This is a genomic window from Planococcus sp. APC 3906 (assembly GCF_030407685.1).
GTDB lineage: Bacteria > Bacillota > Bacilli > Bacillales_A > Planococcaceae > Planococcus > Planococcus koreensis.
On sequence record NZ_JASDCW010000009.1, the window covers coordinates 34,583 to 49,698 of the forward strand.

Genomic DNA, 15,116 nt, shown 5'->3' on the forward strand with positions numbered 1-15,116 from the left:
TGTCTTTCTCTCTATCTGTTTACTTCTCTATACCCGTTCTCAAACCCTTTCAATGCGTGCCCAAATAAAAAAAATCCGGGTGCACAAAGCGTCCCGGATTTTCGATTCTGCTTATAGGTTTTTCAGGAATAAACGAATGACGTCTGCCCCGCCGATGATGTTTCCAGCGGAAGTGCCGATGTTCGTCAGTACGACAACAAGCAAGACGCGTGTGACTTTATTGTCCCAAAAGCCTTTAAGGGTAAAAACGTCTTTCGACAAAGTTTCAAAATCGCCGACATTCGGGCGGCGGACATACGCCTGCATCAGACCGGAGAACCAGCCTGCAGCGAGCAGCGGATGGAGCGCGCCGACAGGGCCGCCGACAAACGCCGTCAGGATGGCGAGCGGATGGCCGAACGCCAATGCTGCCCCGATTGCACCAAGCGATGCCGTCCACAGCACCCAGCTGATAGTGCCATCAATGCCCGCAGCGGGATTGTTATAGAAGGTGACCGCGAGCAGGACCACCAGCAAAATCGGCAGCGCCCAGCCCAGAATCTTCGGCCACTTCGATTTCGGCGGCACTTCTGATAATTTCTCCAAATCGTGTTCGCGGTGGATTTCCTGTGTAATTCCCGGTACGTGAGCAGCGCCAAGCACCGCGACCACTTTTTGGCCTGGCGCATCTTTGATCTTTTGGGCAAGGTATTGATCCCGTTCATCGATGAGCGGCTTTTTCAGTTTTGGAAACGATTTGGTGAAATCGTTCAAGACCGCATTCAGCGTATCTTGCGATTTCATCTTTTCAAGGTCTTCCTCTGAAATCGTTTCGCTGCTGAAAATGCTGTAGAACACAGATGTCAGCAGCTGCGCTTTGCCCATAAAGCCGATATTGCTCCAGATGCGGGAAAACGTGACCTGGATGTTGCGGTCGGCAAGCACCAGCTCGGCGCCGGTTTCTTTGGCGGACTCAATGCCTTGAAGCATTTCCTGCCCCGGCTTGATGCCGAACTGATCGGCCAAACGGTTCTGGAACGAGGAAATGGCCAAATTCATCAGCAGCAAGCTCGATTTCTTTTCCTTGATGACTTTGAAAATATCGGTTTCTTTCCACTTGCTCTTGTCAGTCACCGACTGGTAGCGCTGAGCGTCCAGCTCGATGCAAACCGAATCCGGCCGCTCCGCTTCAATGACTTCTTTGACCTGCACCGCGCTTTGGCGCGAAACGTGTGCTGTACCGATGAGAATGATTTCCCGGCCGTCGATGTGCAGACGCGTTATATTTTCTTCATGCATGGATTTACTTCCTTCACAGAACTTAATTTCCCTCCGCCGCAAGGCGAAAAGACTGTCTATTTCAATAATGAATCACATCGCCGAAAATATCAACTATTGGCGCGTCAAAGCCCTTTTGCGTTGAACGTATTGCCGTTGCGCAGATCGCCATGTTCAAAGCCTTTATAGAACCAGCGCTTGCGCTGCTCCGACGTGCCGTGCGTAAAGCTTTCCGGCACGACATAACCGCGTGAGCGCTTCTGGATCGTATCATCGCCCACCGCACTCGCTGCCGTCATCGCTTCTTCCAAGTCTCCTTCTTCAAGAAGGTCCATGCCTTGCGCATGATGCGCCCAGACGCCGGAATAATAATCTGCCTGCAATTCAAGCTTCACTTGCAATTCGTTATAGTCTTCCTCACTCAGCTTATTGCGCATCGGCTGTACCTTGCCCATCGTGCCGAGCAGATTTTGCACGTGATGCCCCACTTCATGCGCAACGACATAAGCCATCGCGAAATCCCCGGGCGCCTGGAACTGTGTCTGCAATTCTTCATAGAAGCTCAAATCGATGTAGAGTTTCTGGTCGCCGGGGCAATAAAATGGCCCTACTGATGCGCCAGCTGTGCCGCATGCCGAATCGACGCTGCCTGTATAAAGCACCAAGGTCGGCTCCTCATATTCCAAGCCTTCTTCTGCGAACACTTCCGTCCATACCTGTTCGGTATCCGCGAGAACGACCGATACAAATTCCGCCAGTTCCTCTTCTTCTTGGGTAGCCACATAAGGTTCATTTGATTGCTGGGCGCCGCCCATTGTATCCAATATGGCGTCCGGGTCGCCTCCGAGAAATGATATCAGCAAGACAATAAGCAAGCCGCCGATGCCGCCTCCGGCAATCAGGCCTCCGCCTCCGCCCCCTCTGCCTCTCCTGTCTTCAACGTTGCCGCTGCCCGCTCTGCCTTTCCATTTCATCTTTTCCCTCTCCTCGCCAATCACTTTTAATAAGCTATACCCCGTTCGGTACTGCTTTTAATCCATTTTAAAGGAGTCGATAAATTAAAAATCGCTCTCTTAAATCGCCTTCTACTCCCGGCAGTTCGATTTCCCGGAATTGTTCAAATGCCGTGCTATGCTCTAAATAGCCAATGTAATCATCTGACGGGAAGAATAAGATCAGCTCGACAGGCCGCGGCGAGCGTTCTGTGGACTTCAGGATATTATTGATGACCGAGATGAAAATCTGAACGGAAAACGGGTTGAAAAAATAGAATTTATTGTCGCGGGGATGGATCCGGTATTGTTCAGCAAGCGTGCATGTGAAACGGATCCTCCCTTTTGCCGTGGGCCGCTTTTGCACGTATGATTCCAGGTTTTCACAAGCCAGTTGGTGAAGGCCTTGATCCATTTCCACACCAGTTGTTGCCGCACCGAACAAATGGTGCACCAAAAAATTGAGGCGTCCTTTGCCGGAGCCGAAATCGACAAGCTGGTCGGTTTCCGATAAGCGGTGGTTGTTGAACAATGTCTCAAGCAGTCCGTATGGTGTCGGCTCGTAGCGATTGTAATGGAAAGAATCATGGAATCCCTGCTGGATGCCCGCAGTATGGATATTCAGGTCGTGGTCGTATTGGCGTTCGTCCATCAAAATCTCCTCGATTCTTTGTGTAATCAAGCCTTGCATACTTGCAATTCAAGCAGGAATTTGGTAAAGTCTAGCTAATTCAATAATTTCTTGCTCCGCTTTTTCGGAGTGAGGATAGAGGCGCAAAAACCATCAGTAAACAGTTCGAGGATGATGAGATCCGGCGACAGCTGTTGAAAGGGGGATTTGCCGAAGTGGCCAGGCGCTCATTGCCGAAGCTGCTGGGTCTGCATTAAACAAATGCAGGACTGTCATATAGGAGACTATATGGGGGGCTATCTGACGCATGGATTGGGCGCTTTACACGCCAATCCTATCGCAGCAACGAGACCCCTCGTTGCTGCTTTTTTGTTTTTCCGATACGCTTGCAGCCTCTGATTACGCACGATCAACGCAGCAGCAGACAATACAACAGACTAAAAAAATGAGAAAAGGGTGGTATTTATGAATTTCGGACAAGTAGTGACAGCAATGGTGACGCCTTTTGACGCAAGCGGCGACATCGATTTCCCAGCAACTGCAGCCTTAGTGGAACATTTGATTGAAACCGGGAGCGATGCATTGGTGGTAGCCGGCACTACAGGCGAATCGCCGACTTTATCAGCGGACGAAAAAATCGATCTTTTCAAGTTTGTCGTCGACACGGTCCAAGGCCGCATCCCCGTCATTGCGGGAACCGGCTCAAACAACACACGTGCTTCAATCACGTTGACGCGCGGCGCAGAAGAAGCGGGCGCTGATGCCATCATGCTGGTGACACCATATTACAACAAACCTTCACAAGAAGGCATGTTCCAGCATTTCCAAGCGATTGCAGCAGCCACTCATCTGCCAGTCATGCTATACAATATTCCGGGGCGCAGCGTCGTCAATCTGTCGGTCGACACCATTGTGCGCTTATCGGAAATCGACAACATCGTCTCCATCAAAGAAGCAAGCGGCAGCCTGGACGCAGCAGCCGAGATTATTGAGCGCACACCGGATACGTTCAGTTTATACAGCGGCGATGACGGCTTGACGCTTCCGCTACTTGCCATCGGCGGAGCTGGCATCGTTTCTGTAGCCGCCCACATCATCGGCCGTGAAATGCAAGAGATGATTTCGAGCTTTAAAGCCGGCGACACAGCAAAAGCCGCGCAGCTTCACCGCACACTCCTGCCAGCCATGAATGCGCTATTTGCTGCACCGAATCCGGTTCCTGTTAAATCAGCCCTAAACTGGGCAGGCATAGCGGTCGGCGGTGTACGCTTGCCGATGATTCCGTTGACGGAACAAGAAACACTGACGTTACAAGAAACTTTAGCGCCGGTCGTAAAAACGGCAACTACACAATAATTAAAAATAAACCCGCTGAAGCGAAGGCTTCAGCGGGTTTTTTGCATCAAATTTCAGCAGTCAGTTTTTTAAAGGCTTGCTTCAAGCTGCCGCCAAGCGCCAGCTGCCGGACATCAACGCCTAAATGCGTAATCGTCTGCGCTATTTCTGGCCGGATGCCGGTCAGGACTGCGTGCACGCCGATCAGTTTCAGCGATTCGACCAGCCGGATGATTTGTTGCGCCACCATCGTATCGACTTTCACGACGCCCGACAAATCAATGATTAACGTAGAAACGTCCAAGTTTCCAACCGATAGAAGCGTTTTCTCCAGAATGTGCTCTGCGCGGTCCACCTCGATTGCCCCGATAAGAGGCAAAATCGCAATTTCGTCATTGACGGGCACGACTGGCGAAGACAGTTCTAAATACTCTTTCCGCGCTTCTTCGAGATTTTTTTGATACGAATTGATGTAAGCGAAGCTATAAGAATACGCCGCATGATCGAGCAGGCTGTGGAAAAATTCCATAACGTCGAAAAGCACTTCAAGTTCGATGCCTTCGTGGACAGCTTCCGACTTGATGACTTTGCTGATATGCTTGCGGTAAATATTCGTTTCTGCCAAAGCGCTGTCGAGCATGATGCCTTCTTTCAGGAAATAATTCCCGGTGGCATGGCCCCATTCTGTAATTTCATCATACGCTTTTTGCGGATCCAAGAAATTCTTGATGGATTTTCCGATCAAGCCGATCAGCCCTGAACGGAATTCCACAACCGCTTTCAATAGTTCTTCATAGCCTGCGATATCCGACGGAGCAGCATCTTTAAATGCCTCTTCCTGAATCAATTGGGCGATTAAATATTTATCTTCTTCCACCCGTTGGCCAAGCAATGTAATTTCCCTTTTCATGTGGTACCCCCTGGAGTAGCATTAATCATTCTTTGTCATTATTATACCTGCCAATAAAGGGTTTAGGATACACCAAATTTTCCCGCTAAAAACTTTCATGAAATTATTGCCCGGGAAATAAAAGCGAGCCCACTCAACCGACCGTCACACAATTGCGACCTGCATTTTTGGATGCATAAAGCGCTTTGTCTACGCGCGCAAAAAGCTTTGTGGCTGTGTCTCCAGGCTGGTAGTTTGTAACACCTATGCTGACAGTGATCGGAACATGCTGCCAATCGGCCATTTCCAGGTTTCTGCATAGCTTCTCACCGAGTTCTTCTGCCCACTCAATGCTATAACCCGGCATCAGAATAATGAATTCTTCTCCTCCCATTCGGGCAACAGTACCTTCACCTTCAGTTTCGCCCAAAAGTTTACCCGCCAATTCCTGCAGCACCGCATCGCCCATTTGATGGCCATACGTATCATTGACGCGCTTAAAAAAATCAATATCCACTGCCAGCAGCGATAACGGAAAACCGAATTCTGATTTGACGAGCAATCCTGCTAGTTCCTGTTCCAAATAGCGGCGGTTTTTCAAGCCAGTAAGCGAGTCGACATTTGCGAGCTGATGCAAATCGGCATTGAGTCTTTCGAGCTCTGCTTTTTTGCATTTCACTTCACCAAGAAGATGCTGCAGTTCTTCGTAAGCTGCCGCTGTCTCACGATTGATCTGTTCTGCGTTTTGCTTCGCTTGAAGCAATTCTCTTTCGTATTCACCGCGGATGGTCATTTCGATCATGGCACATTCAAAGCGTCCTTCCCTCTCCACTGCATTCATCAATACAGGAACAGAACCGGCTGCACCTTTGATTGTCAGAAACATTTCGTTCACTTTGCCGTGAAGGGTGATGGCCGGCAAGAAATATGTCTGAAAATAAACCATCGATGCGATCGTCAACATTTCGTGAAAATGCTTCGGGCTTTTGTTGCTAAGCATGTTTCGCATCGCTTCATTCATTTCCAGCACCTTAAGCCCACGATCGAAGACAAGATATGCCAAAGGCGCGAATTGCAATTGCTTTTCCATAACCGGCCACACTCCTCATTGTTCTAGAAAATCTTTGATGCAATAAACCGTTTCTTCCGGGTCGCTCAAATGTGGATTATGGCCCATCGCCTCCATCACGACAAGCTGGCTGCCGTCAATGTGCTCGTGGACATACCGGCTTACATTTGGCGGAGCAATGGCATCGAATTGCGGCTGCAATATCAATGTTGGAACGCGGACTTTGCTTAGCTCACTGCGAACATCCGATAAAAATGTCACTTCCGCGAATTTGCGGGCAATCACCGGATCATTTGCGCACAGGATCTGTTCAAATTCCTGCGCCAAACCGGGGCGCTCTTCGTTCTGCATGACGACTGGCGCTAAATACTTCGCCCATTCTTTATAATTGATTTCCATCATATCCAATAATTCAGCAATGTCAGACTGGTCAAATCCACCTTGATAGTCTTCGTCATTCAGGTAATATGGCGATGGACCGATCATGACCAGTTTTTCAAAAAGCTCCGGCCGCTCAATAGACGCCAGCATACCGATCATGCTGCTGACTGAATGGCCGACAAACAGGATGTTTTTCAATTGCAGCTCATCGCAGACATCCAGCAAATCCTGCTTATAGCCGTGCAGCGAGTTGTAGCGCTCTACTGAATACTGCGATTTATCGCTTTGGCCAGAACCGACGTAATCAAAAAGAACTACGCGGTATTGTTCTGTAAAAGCAGGAGCTACACCACTCCATACCTCTTGATCACAGCCGAAACCGTGTCCAAATAACAGGGTTTTTTCTCCATTTCCATATATCTTTATATTATTTCGGTGAATCACTTGCTGTGCCATTTGCAACTCCCCCTTGCTTTAAGCAATGCTATCTCTATAAAAATCTTCCTTGCTCTAGAATACCATCAATATCTGCAATAAATTCATCTTAGACTAATTACCCTGTTATATATAATTTAGACAGTCCAAAAAGCATATTTCACCCTATTTAGTTTGTTCCATCTTTTCTCAATAAAATTGATTGAAAAACGATGCGAAAATGACAAAGACAATAAGAAGAACAAATATCGTAATGATGATGCCTGGCAGCACAACAATGAAAAACCCTTTCCAAGACGAGACACGATGCGCTTCGCCTACCGCTTTGCAGACGATGATGAATGTCCAGACCGAGACAACCGCCATTACGATAGACATAATCGCCACAATGGGGTTCCCCGCCACATCAGCGCGGTCTGCAAAGAAAGTTTCCGGTGATGCTAGCGCCCAAATGATCAGCAGCGGCAACAGCCAAATCTGTGGTATCTGCGCTGCAGGAAGCGCTTTGAACATTTCCTGATAAGTCGCCGTTCCTTTGAACAGCCGCCCTACAAGCGTCAATATAGCTGCACCTAGGAAATAGCCCACTGCACTCCCGATTGGACCGGTGATCAACGCCTGAAGAATAGCCGCCCACGGTGCCATGTCCGAACTGCGGGTGTTCATCATCCCCAGCAGGCCGGATGCGAATCCTGTCAGAACGATAAGCAGAATGATGTATTTGACCGATTTTCGGTCGATGACGAAACGGACTGTTTCACGGGTTCGCAGCCAAATATCGGTGAACGGATTCACCCCGCGCTCTTTGCTTAAACGATCTTCTCTTACCATAATTCCCTCCTCCTTTCATCAAAATATCGATATGGCGGCCAGCAGTTCCAAGAAATTTTATAATAGTTATCTATTACCCGTTTCCGTATTTTATTAAATATGTATTATAAGAAGAAACTTCAATTCTCTGGATTTTATTTTCCAATTGCTTATTGTTTTTCGGCTTCCGCGGCCAATTGATATGTTTATAAAACTGAAAAGGGTGGGTACACTACCTCTACCTTAACTTTTAGGTTCTACATCGAACCACACACTTAGGAGGAATTCATAATGACAAACCACGAAAACAAATTGATCGGCGCATATGACGTACAGGCAGAAGTATTGAATAAAATCACAGAATTGAAATCACAGGGCTATAGCGAAGATGACATTTACGTCGTTGCGCAAAACCACGACCAAGTAGCGATGGTAGAGCGCCAGACGCATGTGCATGTAGACGCGGATTCAACAGAAGCAAACGGCACACCGCAGCAAGAAGAAGGCTTCATGGGCAAATTCATCAACTTGCTGGCAGGCGAAGAAGCTTCAGGCGATGCCTTCAACAGCTTGAAGTTAAATGAAAAAGATGCGGAACAATCGCGCCGCCAACTTGAAGAAGGTAAACTACTGGTTTACGTCGACAGCGACTACAACGAATCGTATAATTCATTCCATGAAAAACGCGGAACTTCATCTTCCCGTGAAGGTTTTGCTGCCGGCAATACAAACGATGGCTTAACGGCTGGAAACACAAATGGTGTATCATCGGCTAGTGAAGAAGAGAAATTGCGCCTTCATGAAGAACGCTTGCATGTCGACAAAGAGCGCGTGCAAACTGGTGAAGTGAATGTCGGCAAACACGTTGTTGAAAATGAGCAGACAATCGAAGTCCCTGTTGAGCGCGAAGAAGTATACGTTGAGCGCCGCCCAGTGAACGATTCAACGGCTTCGACAGATACGAATCATTCATTTGATTCCAAAGATGCTTACACAGAAGGCGACACAATCCGTGTGCCATTGACGGAAGAGCGTGTAGAAGTGACGAAAACAGACGTAGTAGCTGAAGAAATCGTCATCGGTAAACGCAAAGTCCAAGATACAGAGCATGTGAAAGAAACAGTCCGCAAAGAAGTAGCAGACATTGACGAAGATGTGGAAGATAAAGACCGCAACCGCTTCTAATGTCACTAGCTGAATAGATAAATAACGATGCAAAAGCCCCCGGAAATTCATTTCCGGGGGCTTTGCTATGTCACCGATCAGCTCCAGCGGGCTGTCAGCATTTTTCGTCTTGTGTAGAATTCGACGCCGTCCGAACCGTTGGCGTGAAGATCTCCGTAGAATGAGTTTTTCCAGCCTGAGAACGGGAAGAACGCCATCGGAGCAGGAACGCCCAAATTGACGCCGAGCATGCCAACTTCGATGTTCTCGCGGAAATAGCGCACACTGCGCCCGCTTTCAGTAAAGAGGCAAGCGCCGTTGCCGAAATCGGATTTATTGGTCAGTTCAATCGCTTCTTCCAAAGTTGCCACACGGACAATCGACAGGACCGGCGCAAAAATCTCTTCTTTCCAAATGCGCATATCGGTCGTCACGTTGTCGAAAATAGTCGGGCCGATGAAATAGCCTCCGTCTTGCATGCAAGCATCTTCGCGCCCATCGCGCAGCAGTGAAGCACCTTCCTGCTGGCCGATTTCAATATAATTAGCCGTTTTCGTTTTGTGCTCGTCGCGGATGACCGGGCCAAGGAAGACGCCTTCGTCCATGCCGTTGCCGACTTTCATGCTGTCTGCCGCTTCCATTAATTTTTCAACCAATGTGTCGGCCACGTCTCCCACCGCAATGACGACTGCGCAAGCCATGCAGCGTTCGCCAGCAGAACCGTAAGCGGCCGAAACGATTTCTTTTACCGCCGGGTCAAGCTGCGCATCCGGCATGACGATCGAGTGATTTTTTGCACCGGCCAATGCCTGGACGCGTTTGCCGTGGCTGGTCCCTGTTTTATAGACATATTCCGCAACCGGCTGTGAACCGACAAAAGAAATGGCCGGGATGCCCGGGTGCTCAAGAATGCTGTTGACGACTTCGCGTCCGCCGTGGACGATATTGAAGACGCCTTTTGGCAATCCCGCTTCTTCGAACAATTCCGCCAGGCGGTTCGCAAGCAATGGCGTTTTCTCTGAAGGCTTCAGTACAAATGTATTGCCGAGCGCAATCGCCAGCGGGAACATCCAGCATGGCACCATCATCGGGAAGTTAAAAGGCGTGATGCCGCCGACGACGCCGACAGGATAGCGGTACATGCCGGATTCGATGTCCGTTGCGATATCAGGCAATTGCTTGCCCATCATCAAGGTAGGCGCACCAGCTGCAAATTCGACGCACTCGATGCCGCGCTGCACTTCCCCTTTGGCTTCGGCAAAGCTTTTGCCGTTTTCCACTGTGATCAATTCCGCCAGTTCGTCCCAATGATCGACCAGCAGCTGCTGGTATTTGAACAGAATGCGTGCGCGCCGCGGAACCGCTGTTTTGCTCCATAATTTATAGGCCGCTGCCGCTGCTTTTGCTGCGTCATCGACATCGTCCAAGGTGGAAAGCGGCACTTGCGCAAGGATTTCTCCCGTCGCCGGATTCGGTACTTCGTCAAATTTCGTTGTTTTTGCTTCCACCCATTCGCCATTGATATAATTCTTCAATCTATTCTTTGTCATTGTGTCCATAATTGTTTCCTCCTAAAGTTTTGCTTTTGCCGCTCCGCTTGCCGTAAATTCATAATCGAAACAAACGCGGTACAGCTCTTCGATTTCCTGCTGGTCCGGGATTCGCGGATTATTGCCGGGACTGCCACTGGCCAGCGCATCTCCTGCCATTTTAACGATTGAGCGGGTGAATTGGTCTGCATCGATGCCCCAATCGCGCAAATTCGGAATTTCCAGATCCAGGCAGAGCCGTTTGACTTCATCGACTGCGAATTGCGCCGCCTCTTCGTCTGTCAGCACCGCAGTGTCTCCAGCGAAGACGCGACCCAAATCAGCTAGACGCTCGGCGCACGCATCTTTGCTGAATTCCAGCACACCCGGCAGCAGCATGGCATTCGAAACACCGTGCGGCACATGGAATAATGCGCCGATTGGCCGGGACATGCCGTGCACCAGACAGACAGAAGCGTTCGAGAACGCCATCCCTGCATACATCGATCCTGTCGACATCGCTTCACGCGCCGCAGTATCTTCCGAATCCGCATAAGCTTTGCGCAAATTCGGTACAATCAGTTTGATGGCAGCCATCGCGAGGACATCGGTCATCGGATGAGCCTTTTTCGATAGATAAGCTTCCACTGCATGGCTCAACGCGTCAACGCCGGTGGCCGCTGTGACTTTTTTCGGCGACGACATCGACAGCAGCGGATCGACGATCGCCACAGCCGGCATGAACGCAGGCTGCTTGATCATCATCTTCACGTCGTTTTCCGTATTGGTGATGATTGTGACGTCCGTCACTTCCGACCCCGTGCCGGCAGTCGTCGGTATGGCCAGATGCGGAACAGGCGCTGCCTCCGCAACTTTCGCCATGCCCATATAGTCGCCGATGAACCCGCCGTTCGCCGCCAGGACCGATACCGCTTTCGCTGTATCGATGCAGCTGCCGCCGCCAAGCGAGATGATCAAATCGCATCCACTTTCATTGAACAGCGCCAAAGCTTCTGCGACATATGTATCTGTTGGTTCCGACTCCACTCCAGTATAAACTTCGCTTTCCACATTTTCCTGCTTAAGCAATTCAACACAGCGGCCGACATTGCCAAGCGCTTCCATAATTCCGTCGCTGACGATGAGCGCCTTTTTTCCCCTTAACGCCGCCTCCGTGCCTGTGCGCTCGAATGCGCCGCGTGCATAGACGATCAATTGCGGTGTTCTGAACATTTCACAACCCACCAATTCCTTCACTCCCATCCCTTGTGTTAGTCAATAAAATCATACCGCTTTCTATTTTATCATTAATGCGCAGAGTTTTCTGAAAAATGGAGCAAACACCCATAAGCGGAATAAAATATCCAGAATGTAAATTTTGTTTCAAATGATTAATAATTCAGATTATTTATTGACATTAAGTTATGGTATTGATACCTTTATAGTAACTACGAATCAATAACACGCATGCTTAATGACATATTTTTGATTTCACGGACAGGCAATTTGAACTCCTTTCCGAAGTTAACTATGGGCATTTATCCACCAGTCGAACACTATAGAATTTCACCACATCATAAGGAGGTATTTAAGTGAAAAGCACAAAGCAAAAAAAAATTCTGATTCTCAGCGGCATCGCGCACATGGTCAATGTGGTGGAAACAGCGAAAAGGATGGGCTATTACACAATCGTCACTGACAAAGCGCCGGGATCGCCTGCCAAAAAAGTGGCCGATAAATCTTATGATATCAGCACCTCTGAAATTGACCGGCTCGCAGAAATGGCGAGGCATGAACAAATCGACGGTGTCTTCAATGGCTTTGATGACTTGAATACTTGGAATGCCCTGGCTTTATGCGAGAAACTGGGACTCCCTTATTACGCGACCGAAGAACAGCTGGAAATTTGTTCGAATAAGGATCAGTTCAAAGAACATTGCCGAAAGTTTGGCGTGCCGGTTTCCGAAGAATATGTAATTGATGCAAAGCTCCAGGACGAAGACATTGCCAAGCTTACCTTCCCCGTCATCATCAAGCCGGTCGACAGCTACGCCAGCCAAGGCATCACCATTTGCTATACCCCAGAAGAGCTCAAATCCGGCTATGAAAAAGCGCTGGACTATTCCAAATCCGGCAACGTCATCATCGAACGCTTTATCGACACTCCTTACGGAACCATGATGTATTACACTGTACAAAACGGCGATGTGTTTCTATCCGCCGTAACGGACCGCCACGTTCATCAGCAATTCAAGGAATTACCGCCGCTGCCTATTGCTGTGGCTTTCCCGTCGATGCACAAAGAACTGTATCTCGAAAAAGTGGATCCGCAAATCCGTGACATGCTGAAAGGCATGGGCATTCAAAACGGCGTTCTGATGATTCAGGCACTCTACGAAGAAGGGGAATTCTTCATCTATGAAATGGGCTTCCGCATCAGCGGCTCGCAGCATTACACAATTGTGGAACAGCAGACCGGCATCAATTTGCTTGAAATGATGCTTGATCATGCGCTTGGCGAACCGATCGACAAATACGACATCTCGTCATTTGATGACAGCTATATTCCACGGCCGTCCTGCAATTTGCCAATCTTGCTGGACAACGGCATCATCGCTAAAGTGAGCGGCTTGGAGAAAGTGCTGGCGATGCCGCAAGTATTGTCGTTCGTAGGCTGCAGGCATGCAGGCGATGTTGTCGAGCACACCGGCTCTTATTCGCCGATGTTCGGCCGCTTCAATATCACTGCGGATTCGCTCGACGAACTGCACGAAACAATCGATGCCATCTACGACACATTAACAATCACTTCCACCGAAAAACGCGACATGATATTGGTGCGCTACCAGCCAAAGGCTTTACCTGTCTACGAATAAACGCAAAAAACCGGAGCCCCTACCAAGGGACTCCGGTTTTCTTATGGGTGCAGACATTCTGCCGCGGCGGATATGGCATTTTCGGGCTTGGGTCGTGGAGCGGCGCTTTTTTTTTAGTGCCGGTTAAAATCGGAACAGTTCATGTTAACTTCTCGCTAGGTCATGTTGATTTTCTCGTACTTCATGTTAACGTCCCACTAGATCATGTTAACGCAGATTCAGTTCATGTTATCGAGAGAACCTTCTATCTAAAACCATAGATGGATGCATTTCGCCGTAGCGAAATGCGCAAGTGCATGTGAAGGAGCCGTTCGCCGGGGCGAACGGCTTTTCCATTTGTGCTTTTGAACTTGATCGTGAAGAGATGCTCTCTAGAACACCCTTTTTCGCTAATGCAGGTTAAAGTCCGAGCAGTTCACGTTAACAGCGAAACCTTCTTCTCAAGCCCATGGATAGCTACATGTTCTTCCTGCTTTTTATTGCCCGATAATCTGAGAAGGCAACTTCAAACTCACCGTCGTACCTTTGCCGATCTGGCTGGAAAACGAGATGGCGCCGTCCATTTCCCGAATCAGCTGCTGGGTGACTTTCAAACCCCGGCCGATGATGGTGTTTTTGGCATCGCTGTTGAAATCCAGTAAGGAAGCCAGCTGTTCAGGCGCGATGCCGATGCCGGTATCTTCAATGTAGATGAAGAGATGATGCCTTTTCATCAACGTGGCGATCTGGACCTTGCCGCCGCGCGACGTGGCGTCAATTGCATTTTTCGTGACGTTCAGCAAAATCTGTTTGACGCGCAGCATGTCTTTTTTCAGAATGAGCTGCGGATCGATGTCAAAAGCCGTTTCAATGCCTTTTTGTTCAATATAAGGATTTAAGGTGAGCAACACATCTTCCATCATTTCCTCCAAGGAAATGATGGTTGGCTGACCCTCTGTTTCCGCGCTCGTGAAATGCTCCGCGACAGCGGCTTTCAGTTTGCTGATTTCCAGCACCGCCGCCCGGGAATGGCCCCTGACGCCCGGGTCGTCCGAACTGACAAGCGGTTCCAGCTGCTTAACGGATTTCTCGAGCCCCTGCGCAAGTTCCAGCGACAGCAAATCATTGATTTCGGTCACATAATTCAGCTTTTCTGTTTTCAGCGCCTGGTCTTTCAATGTCGAATAAAACCGGATCGATTCCGAGAAGTAGACATACAGGCCTGTCGACAATACATACAAAAGCAGCATCGTCCCGAAAATCGGCAAGCTATTATGCCACAACCACTCCGCTGCGCCAGTCATATAAAAATGTACAGTGATGGCACTGACCACGATGAGCCACGTCAAAACGCTGAAACCGATTCCTCTTTTGAGTTTATTCGGAAAAGGCTGCTGGATGAAATGGCGCCGCAAAAAGAAGAACAGCAGCAAGATGAAGACGGCCACCAGCAAAACGTTGAGCGAACCCAGCATGCCGCCGATTGCGAAACGGTAAACGACGATCATCGTCGCGGTGATGCCGCCGCTCAGCAGCCCGCCGTAAAGCAGCGACACCAAGAGGGCAATCCACCGCAGATCCCAGACAAAGCCATCCCCCGAGACGATTGGAAAAGTCATGCACAAAATTGCCGAAAGCCCCAGGATGCTACCCAAATAGAACTTGGCATGAAGTTCTGAGTAATTCGACAAGATGAACTGGAAAAAGTACAGCGGCGTCAAGATCAGGAAAAAATTCAGCAGAATATCTTCGATTGCAAAAGCCATTCA

13 protein-coding genes and 1 riboswitch are annotated in these 15,116 nt (G+C 49.1%); of the genes, 3 read left to right on the top strand and 10 right to left on the bottom strand.

Going from position 1 to position 15,116, the window contains the following annotated elements:
• Nucleotides 1-111: 111 nt before the first annotated feature.
• The 3 genes from QMA09_RS07240 to QMA09_RS07250 all read right to left on the bottom strand — a co-directional run bounded on the left by QMA09_RS07240 (nucleotide 112) and on the right by QMA09_RS07250 (nucleotide 2,901).
• On the bottom strand, nucleotides 112-1,278 hold the full coding sequence (locus QMA09_RS07240) for a TraB/GumN family protein (RefSeq protein ID WP_135503895.1): 1,167 nt from the start codon (nucleotides 1,276-1,278) through the stop codon (nucleotides 112-114).
• Nucleotides 1,279-1,382: 104 nt separating this feature from the next.
• Complete coding sequence (gene ypfJ, locus QMA09_RS07245) at nucleotides 1,383-2,231, bottom strand: KPN_02809 family neutral zinc metallopeptidase (protein ID WP_135503897.1); 849 nt, start codon at nucleotides 2,229-2,231, stop codon at nucleotides 1,383-1,385.
• A gap of 67 nt (nucleotides 2,232-2,298) precedes the next feature.
• Nucleotides 2,299-2,901 carry an SAM-dependent methyltransferase gene (locus QMA09_RS07250; protein ID WP_290212586.1) on the bottom strand — a complete coding sequence of 201 codons (603 nt, stop codon included), beginning with the start codon at nucleotides 2,899-2,901 and terminating at the stop codon, nucleotides 2,299-2,301.
• A gap of 107 nt (nucleotides 2,902-3,008) precedes the next feature.
• Nucleotides 3,009-3,187: riboswitch (Lysine riboswitch) on the top strand.
• A gap of 158 nt (nucleotides 3,188-3,345) precedes the next feature.
• On the opposite strand from QMA09_RS07250, the gene dapA reads away from it, so the two are divergent.
• Nucleotides 3,346-4,236 carry a 4-hydroxy-tetrahydrodipicolinate synthase gene (dapA, locus tag QMA09_RS07255; protein WP_290212587.1) on the top strand — a complete coding sequence of 297 codons (891 nt, stop codon included), beginning with the start codon at nucleotides 3,346-3,348 and terminating at the stop codon, nucleotides 4,234-4,236.
• 46 nt (nucleotides 4,237-4,282) lie between these two features.
• Here dapA and QMA09_RS07260 read toward each other — a convergent pair whose 3' ends face one another.
• The 4 genes from QMA09_RS07260 to QMA09_RS07275 all read right to left on the bottom strand — a co-directional run bounded on the left by QMA09_RS07260 (nucleotide 4,283) and on the right by QMA09_RS07275 (nucleotide 7,820).
• The gene (locus tag QMA09_RS07260) at nucleotides 4,283-5,125 is read right to left on the bottom strand and encodes an STAS domain-containing protein (protein ID WP_290212588.1); all 843 of its coding nucleotides are present in this window, start codon (nucleotides 5,123-5,125) and stop codon (nucleotides 4,283-4,285) included.
• A gap of 133 nt (nucleotides 5,126-5,258) precedes the next feature.
• On the bottom strand, nucleotides 5,259-6,194 hold the full coding sequence (locus tag QMA09_RS07265) for a GGDEF domain-containing protein (protein ID WP_290212589.1): 936 nt from the start codon (nucleotides 6,192-6,194) through the stop codon (nucleotides 5,259-5,261).
• A 15-nt stretch (nucleotides 6,195-6,209) separates the two neighbouring features.
• A complete protein-coding gene (locus QMA09_RS07270) occupies nucleotides 6,210-7,010 on the bottom strand; it encodes an alpha/beta fold hydrolase (protein ID WP_290212590.1) in 801 nt (266 codons plus the stop codon).
• A gap of 168 nt (nucleotides 7,011-7,178) precedes the next feature.
• Nucleotides 7,179-7,820, bottom strand: a complete 642-nt coding sequence (locus tag QMA09_RS07275) for a Yip1 family protein (RefSeq protein ID WP_290212591.1) — start codon at nucleotides 7,818-7,820, stop codon at nucleotides 7,179-7,181.
• Nucleotides 7,821-8,090: 270 nt separating this feature from the next.
• Between QMA09_RS07275 and QMA09_RS07280 the strand changes: the two genes are divergently transcribed.
• On the top strand, nucleotides 8,091-8,984 hold the full coding sequence (locus QMA09_RS07280; RefSeq protein ID WP_135503911.1) for a DUF2382 domain-containing protein: 894 nt from the start codon (nucleotides 8,091-8,093) through the stop codon (nucleotides 8,982-8,984).
• A gap of 77 nt (nucleotides 8,985-9,061) precedes the next feature.
• On the opposite strand, the gene QMA09_RS07285 is transcribed toward QMA09_RS07280, so the two are convergent.
• Both QMA09_RS07285 and QMA09_RS07290 read right to left on the bottom strand, forming a co-directional pair.
• Nucleotides 9,062-10,522 carry a CoA-acylating methylmalonate-semialdehyde dehydrogenase gene (locus QMA09_RS07285; RefSeq protein ID WP_135503913.1) on the bottom strand — a complete coding sequence of 487 codons (1,461 nt, stop codon included), beginning with the start codon at nucleotides 10,520-10,522 and terminating at the stop codon, nucleotides 9,062-9,064.
• 12 nt (nucleotides 10,523-10,534) lie between these two features.
• On the bottom strand, nucleotides 10,535-11,725 hold the full coding sequence (locus QMA09_RS07290; protein ID WP_290212592.1) for an iron-containing alcohol dehydrogenase: 1,191 nt from the start codon (nucleotides 11,723-11,725) through the stop codon (nucleotides 10,535-10,537).
• A 359-nt stretch (nucleotides 11,726-12,084) separates the two neighbouring features.
• Here QMA09_RS07290 and QMA09_RS07295 point away from each other — a divergent pair, with 359 nt between their 5' ends.
• Entirely contained in the window at nucleotides 12,085-13,368 is a 1,284-nt protein-coding gene (locus tag QMA09_RS07295; RefSeq protein ID WP_135503917.1) for an ATP-grasp domain-containing protein, read from the top strand.
• 476 nt (nucleotides 13,369-13,844) lie between these two features.
• On the opposite strand, the gene QMA09_RS07300 is transcribed toward QMA09_RS07295, so the two are convergent.
• Entirely contained in the window at nucleotides 13,845-15,113 is a 1,269-nt protein-coding gene (locus tag QMA09_RS07300; RefSeq protein ID WP_290212593.1) for a sensor histidine kinase, read from the bottom strand.
• Between the last annotated feature and the right edge of the window lie 3 nt (nucleotides 15,114-15,116).

Bases quoted from the DNA above. Each gene is read 5' to 3' on its own strand.
- QMA09_RS07240 (WP_135503895.1), bottom strand. From the start codon at position 1,278: ATGCATGAAGAAAATATAACGCGTCTGCACATCGACGGCCGGGAAATC.
- ypfJ (WP_135503897.1), bottom strand. From the start codon at position 2,231: ATGAAATGGAAAGGCAGAGCGGGCAGCGGCAACGTTGAAGACAGGAGA.
- QMA09_RS07250 (WP_290212586.1), bottom strand. From the start codon at position 2,901: ATGGACGAACGCCAATACGACCACGACCTGAATATCCATACTGCGGGC.
- dapA (WP_290212587.1), top strand. From the start codon at position 3,346: ATGAATTTCGGACAAGTAGTGACAGCAATGGTGACGCCTTTTGACGCA.
- QMA09_RS07260 (WP_290212588.1), bottom strand. From the start codon at position 5,125: ATGAAAAGGGAAATTACATTGCTTGGCCAACGGGTGGAAGAAGATAAA.
- QMA09_RS07265 (WP_290212589.1), bottom strand. From the start codon at position 6,194: ATGGAAAAGCAATTGCAATTCGCGCCTTTGGCATATCTTGTCTTCGAT.
- QMA09_RS07270 (WP_290212590.1), bottom strand. From the start codon at position 7,010: ATGGCACAGCAAGTGATTCACCGAAATAATATAAAGATATATGGAAAT.
- QMA09_RS07275 (WP_290212591.1), bottom strand. From the start codon at position 7,820: ATGGTAAGAGAAGATCGTTTAAGCAAAGAGCGCGGGGTGAATCCGTTC.
- QMA09_RS07280 (WP_135503911.1), top strand. From the start codon at position 8,091: ATGACAAACCACGAAAACAAATTGATCGGCGCATATGACGTACAGGCA.
- QMA09_RS07285 (WP_135503913.1), bottom strand. From the start codon at position 10,522: ATGGACACAATGACAAAGAATAGATTGAAGAATTATATCAATGGCGAA.
- QMA09_RS07290 (WP_290212592.1), bottom strand. From the start codon at position 11,725: ATGTTCAGAACACCGCAATTGATCGTCTATGCACGCGGCGCATTCGAG.
- QMA09_RS07300 (WP_290212593.1), bottom strand. From the start codon at position 15,113: ATGGCTTTTGCAATCGAAGATATTCTGCTGAATTTTTTCCTGATCTTG.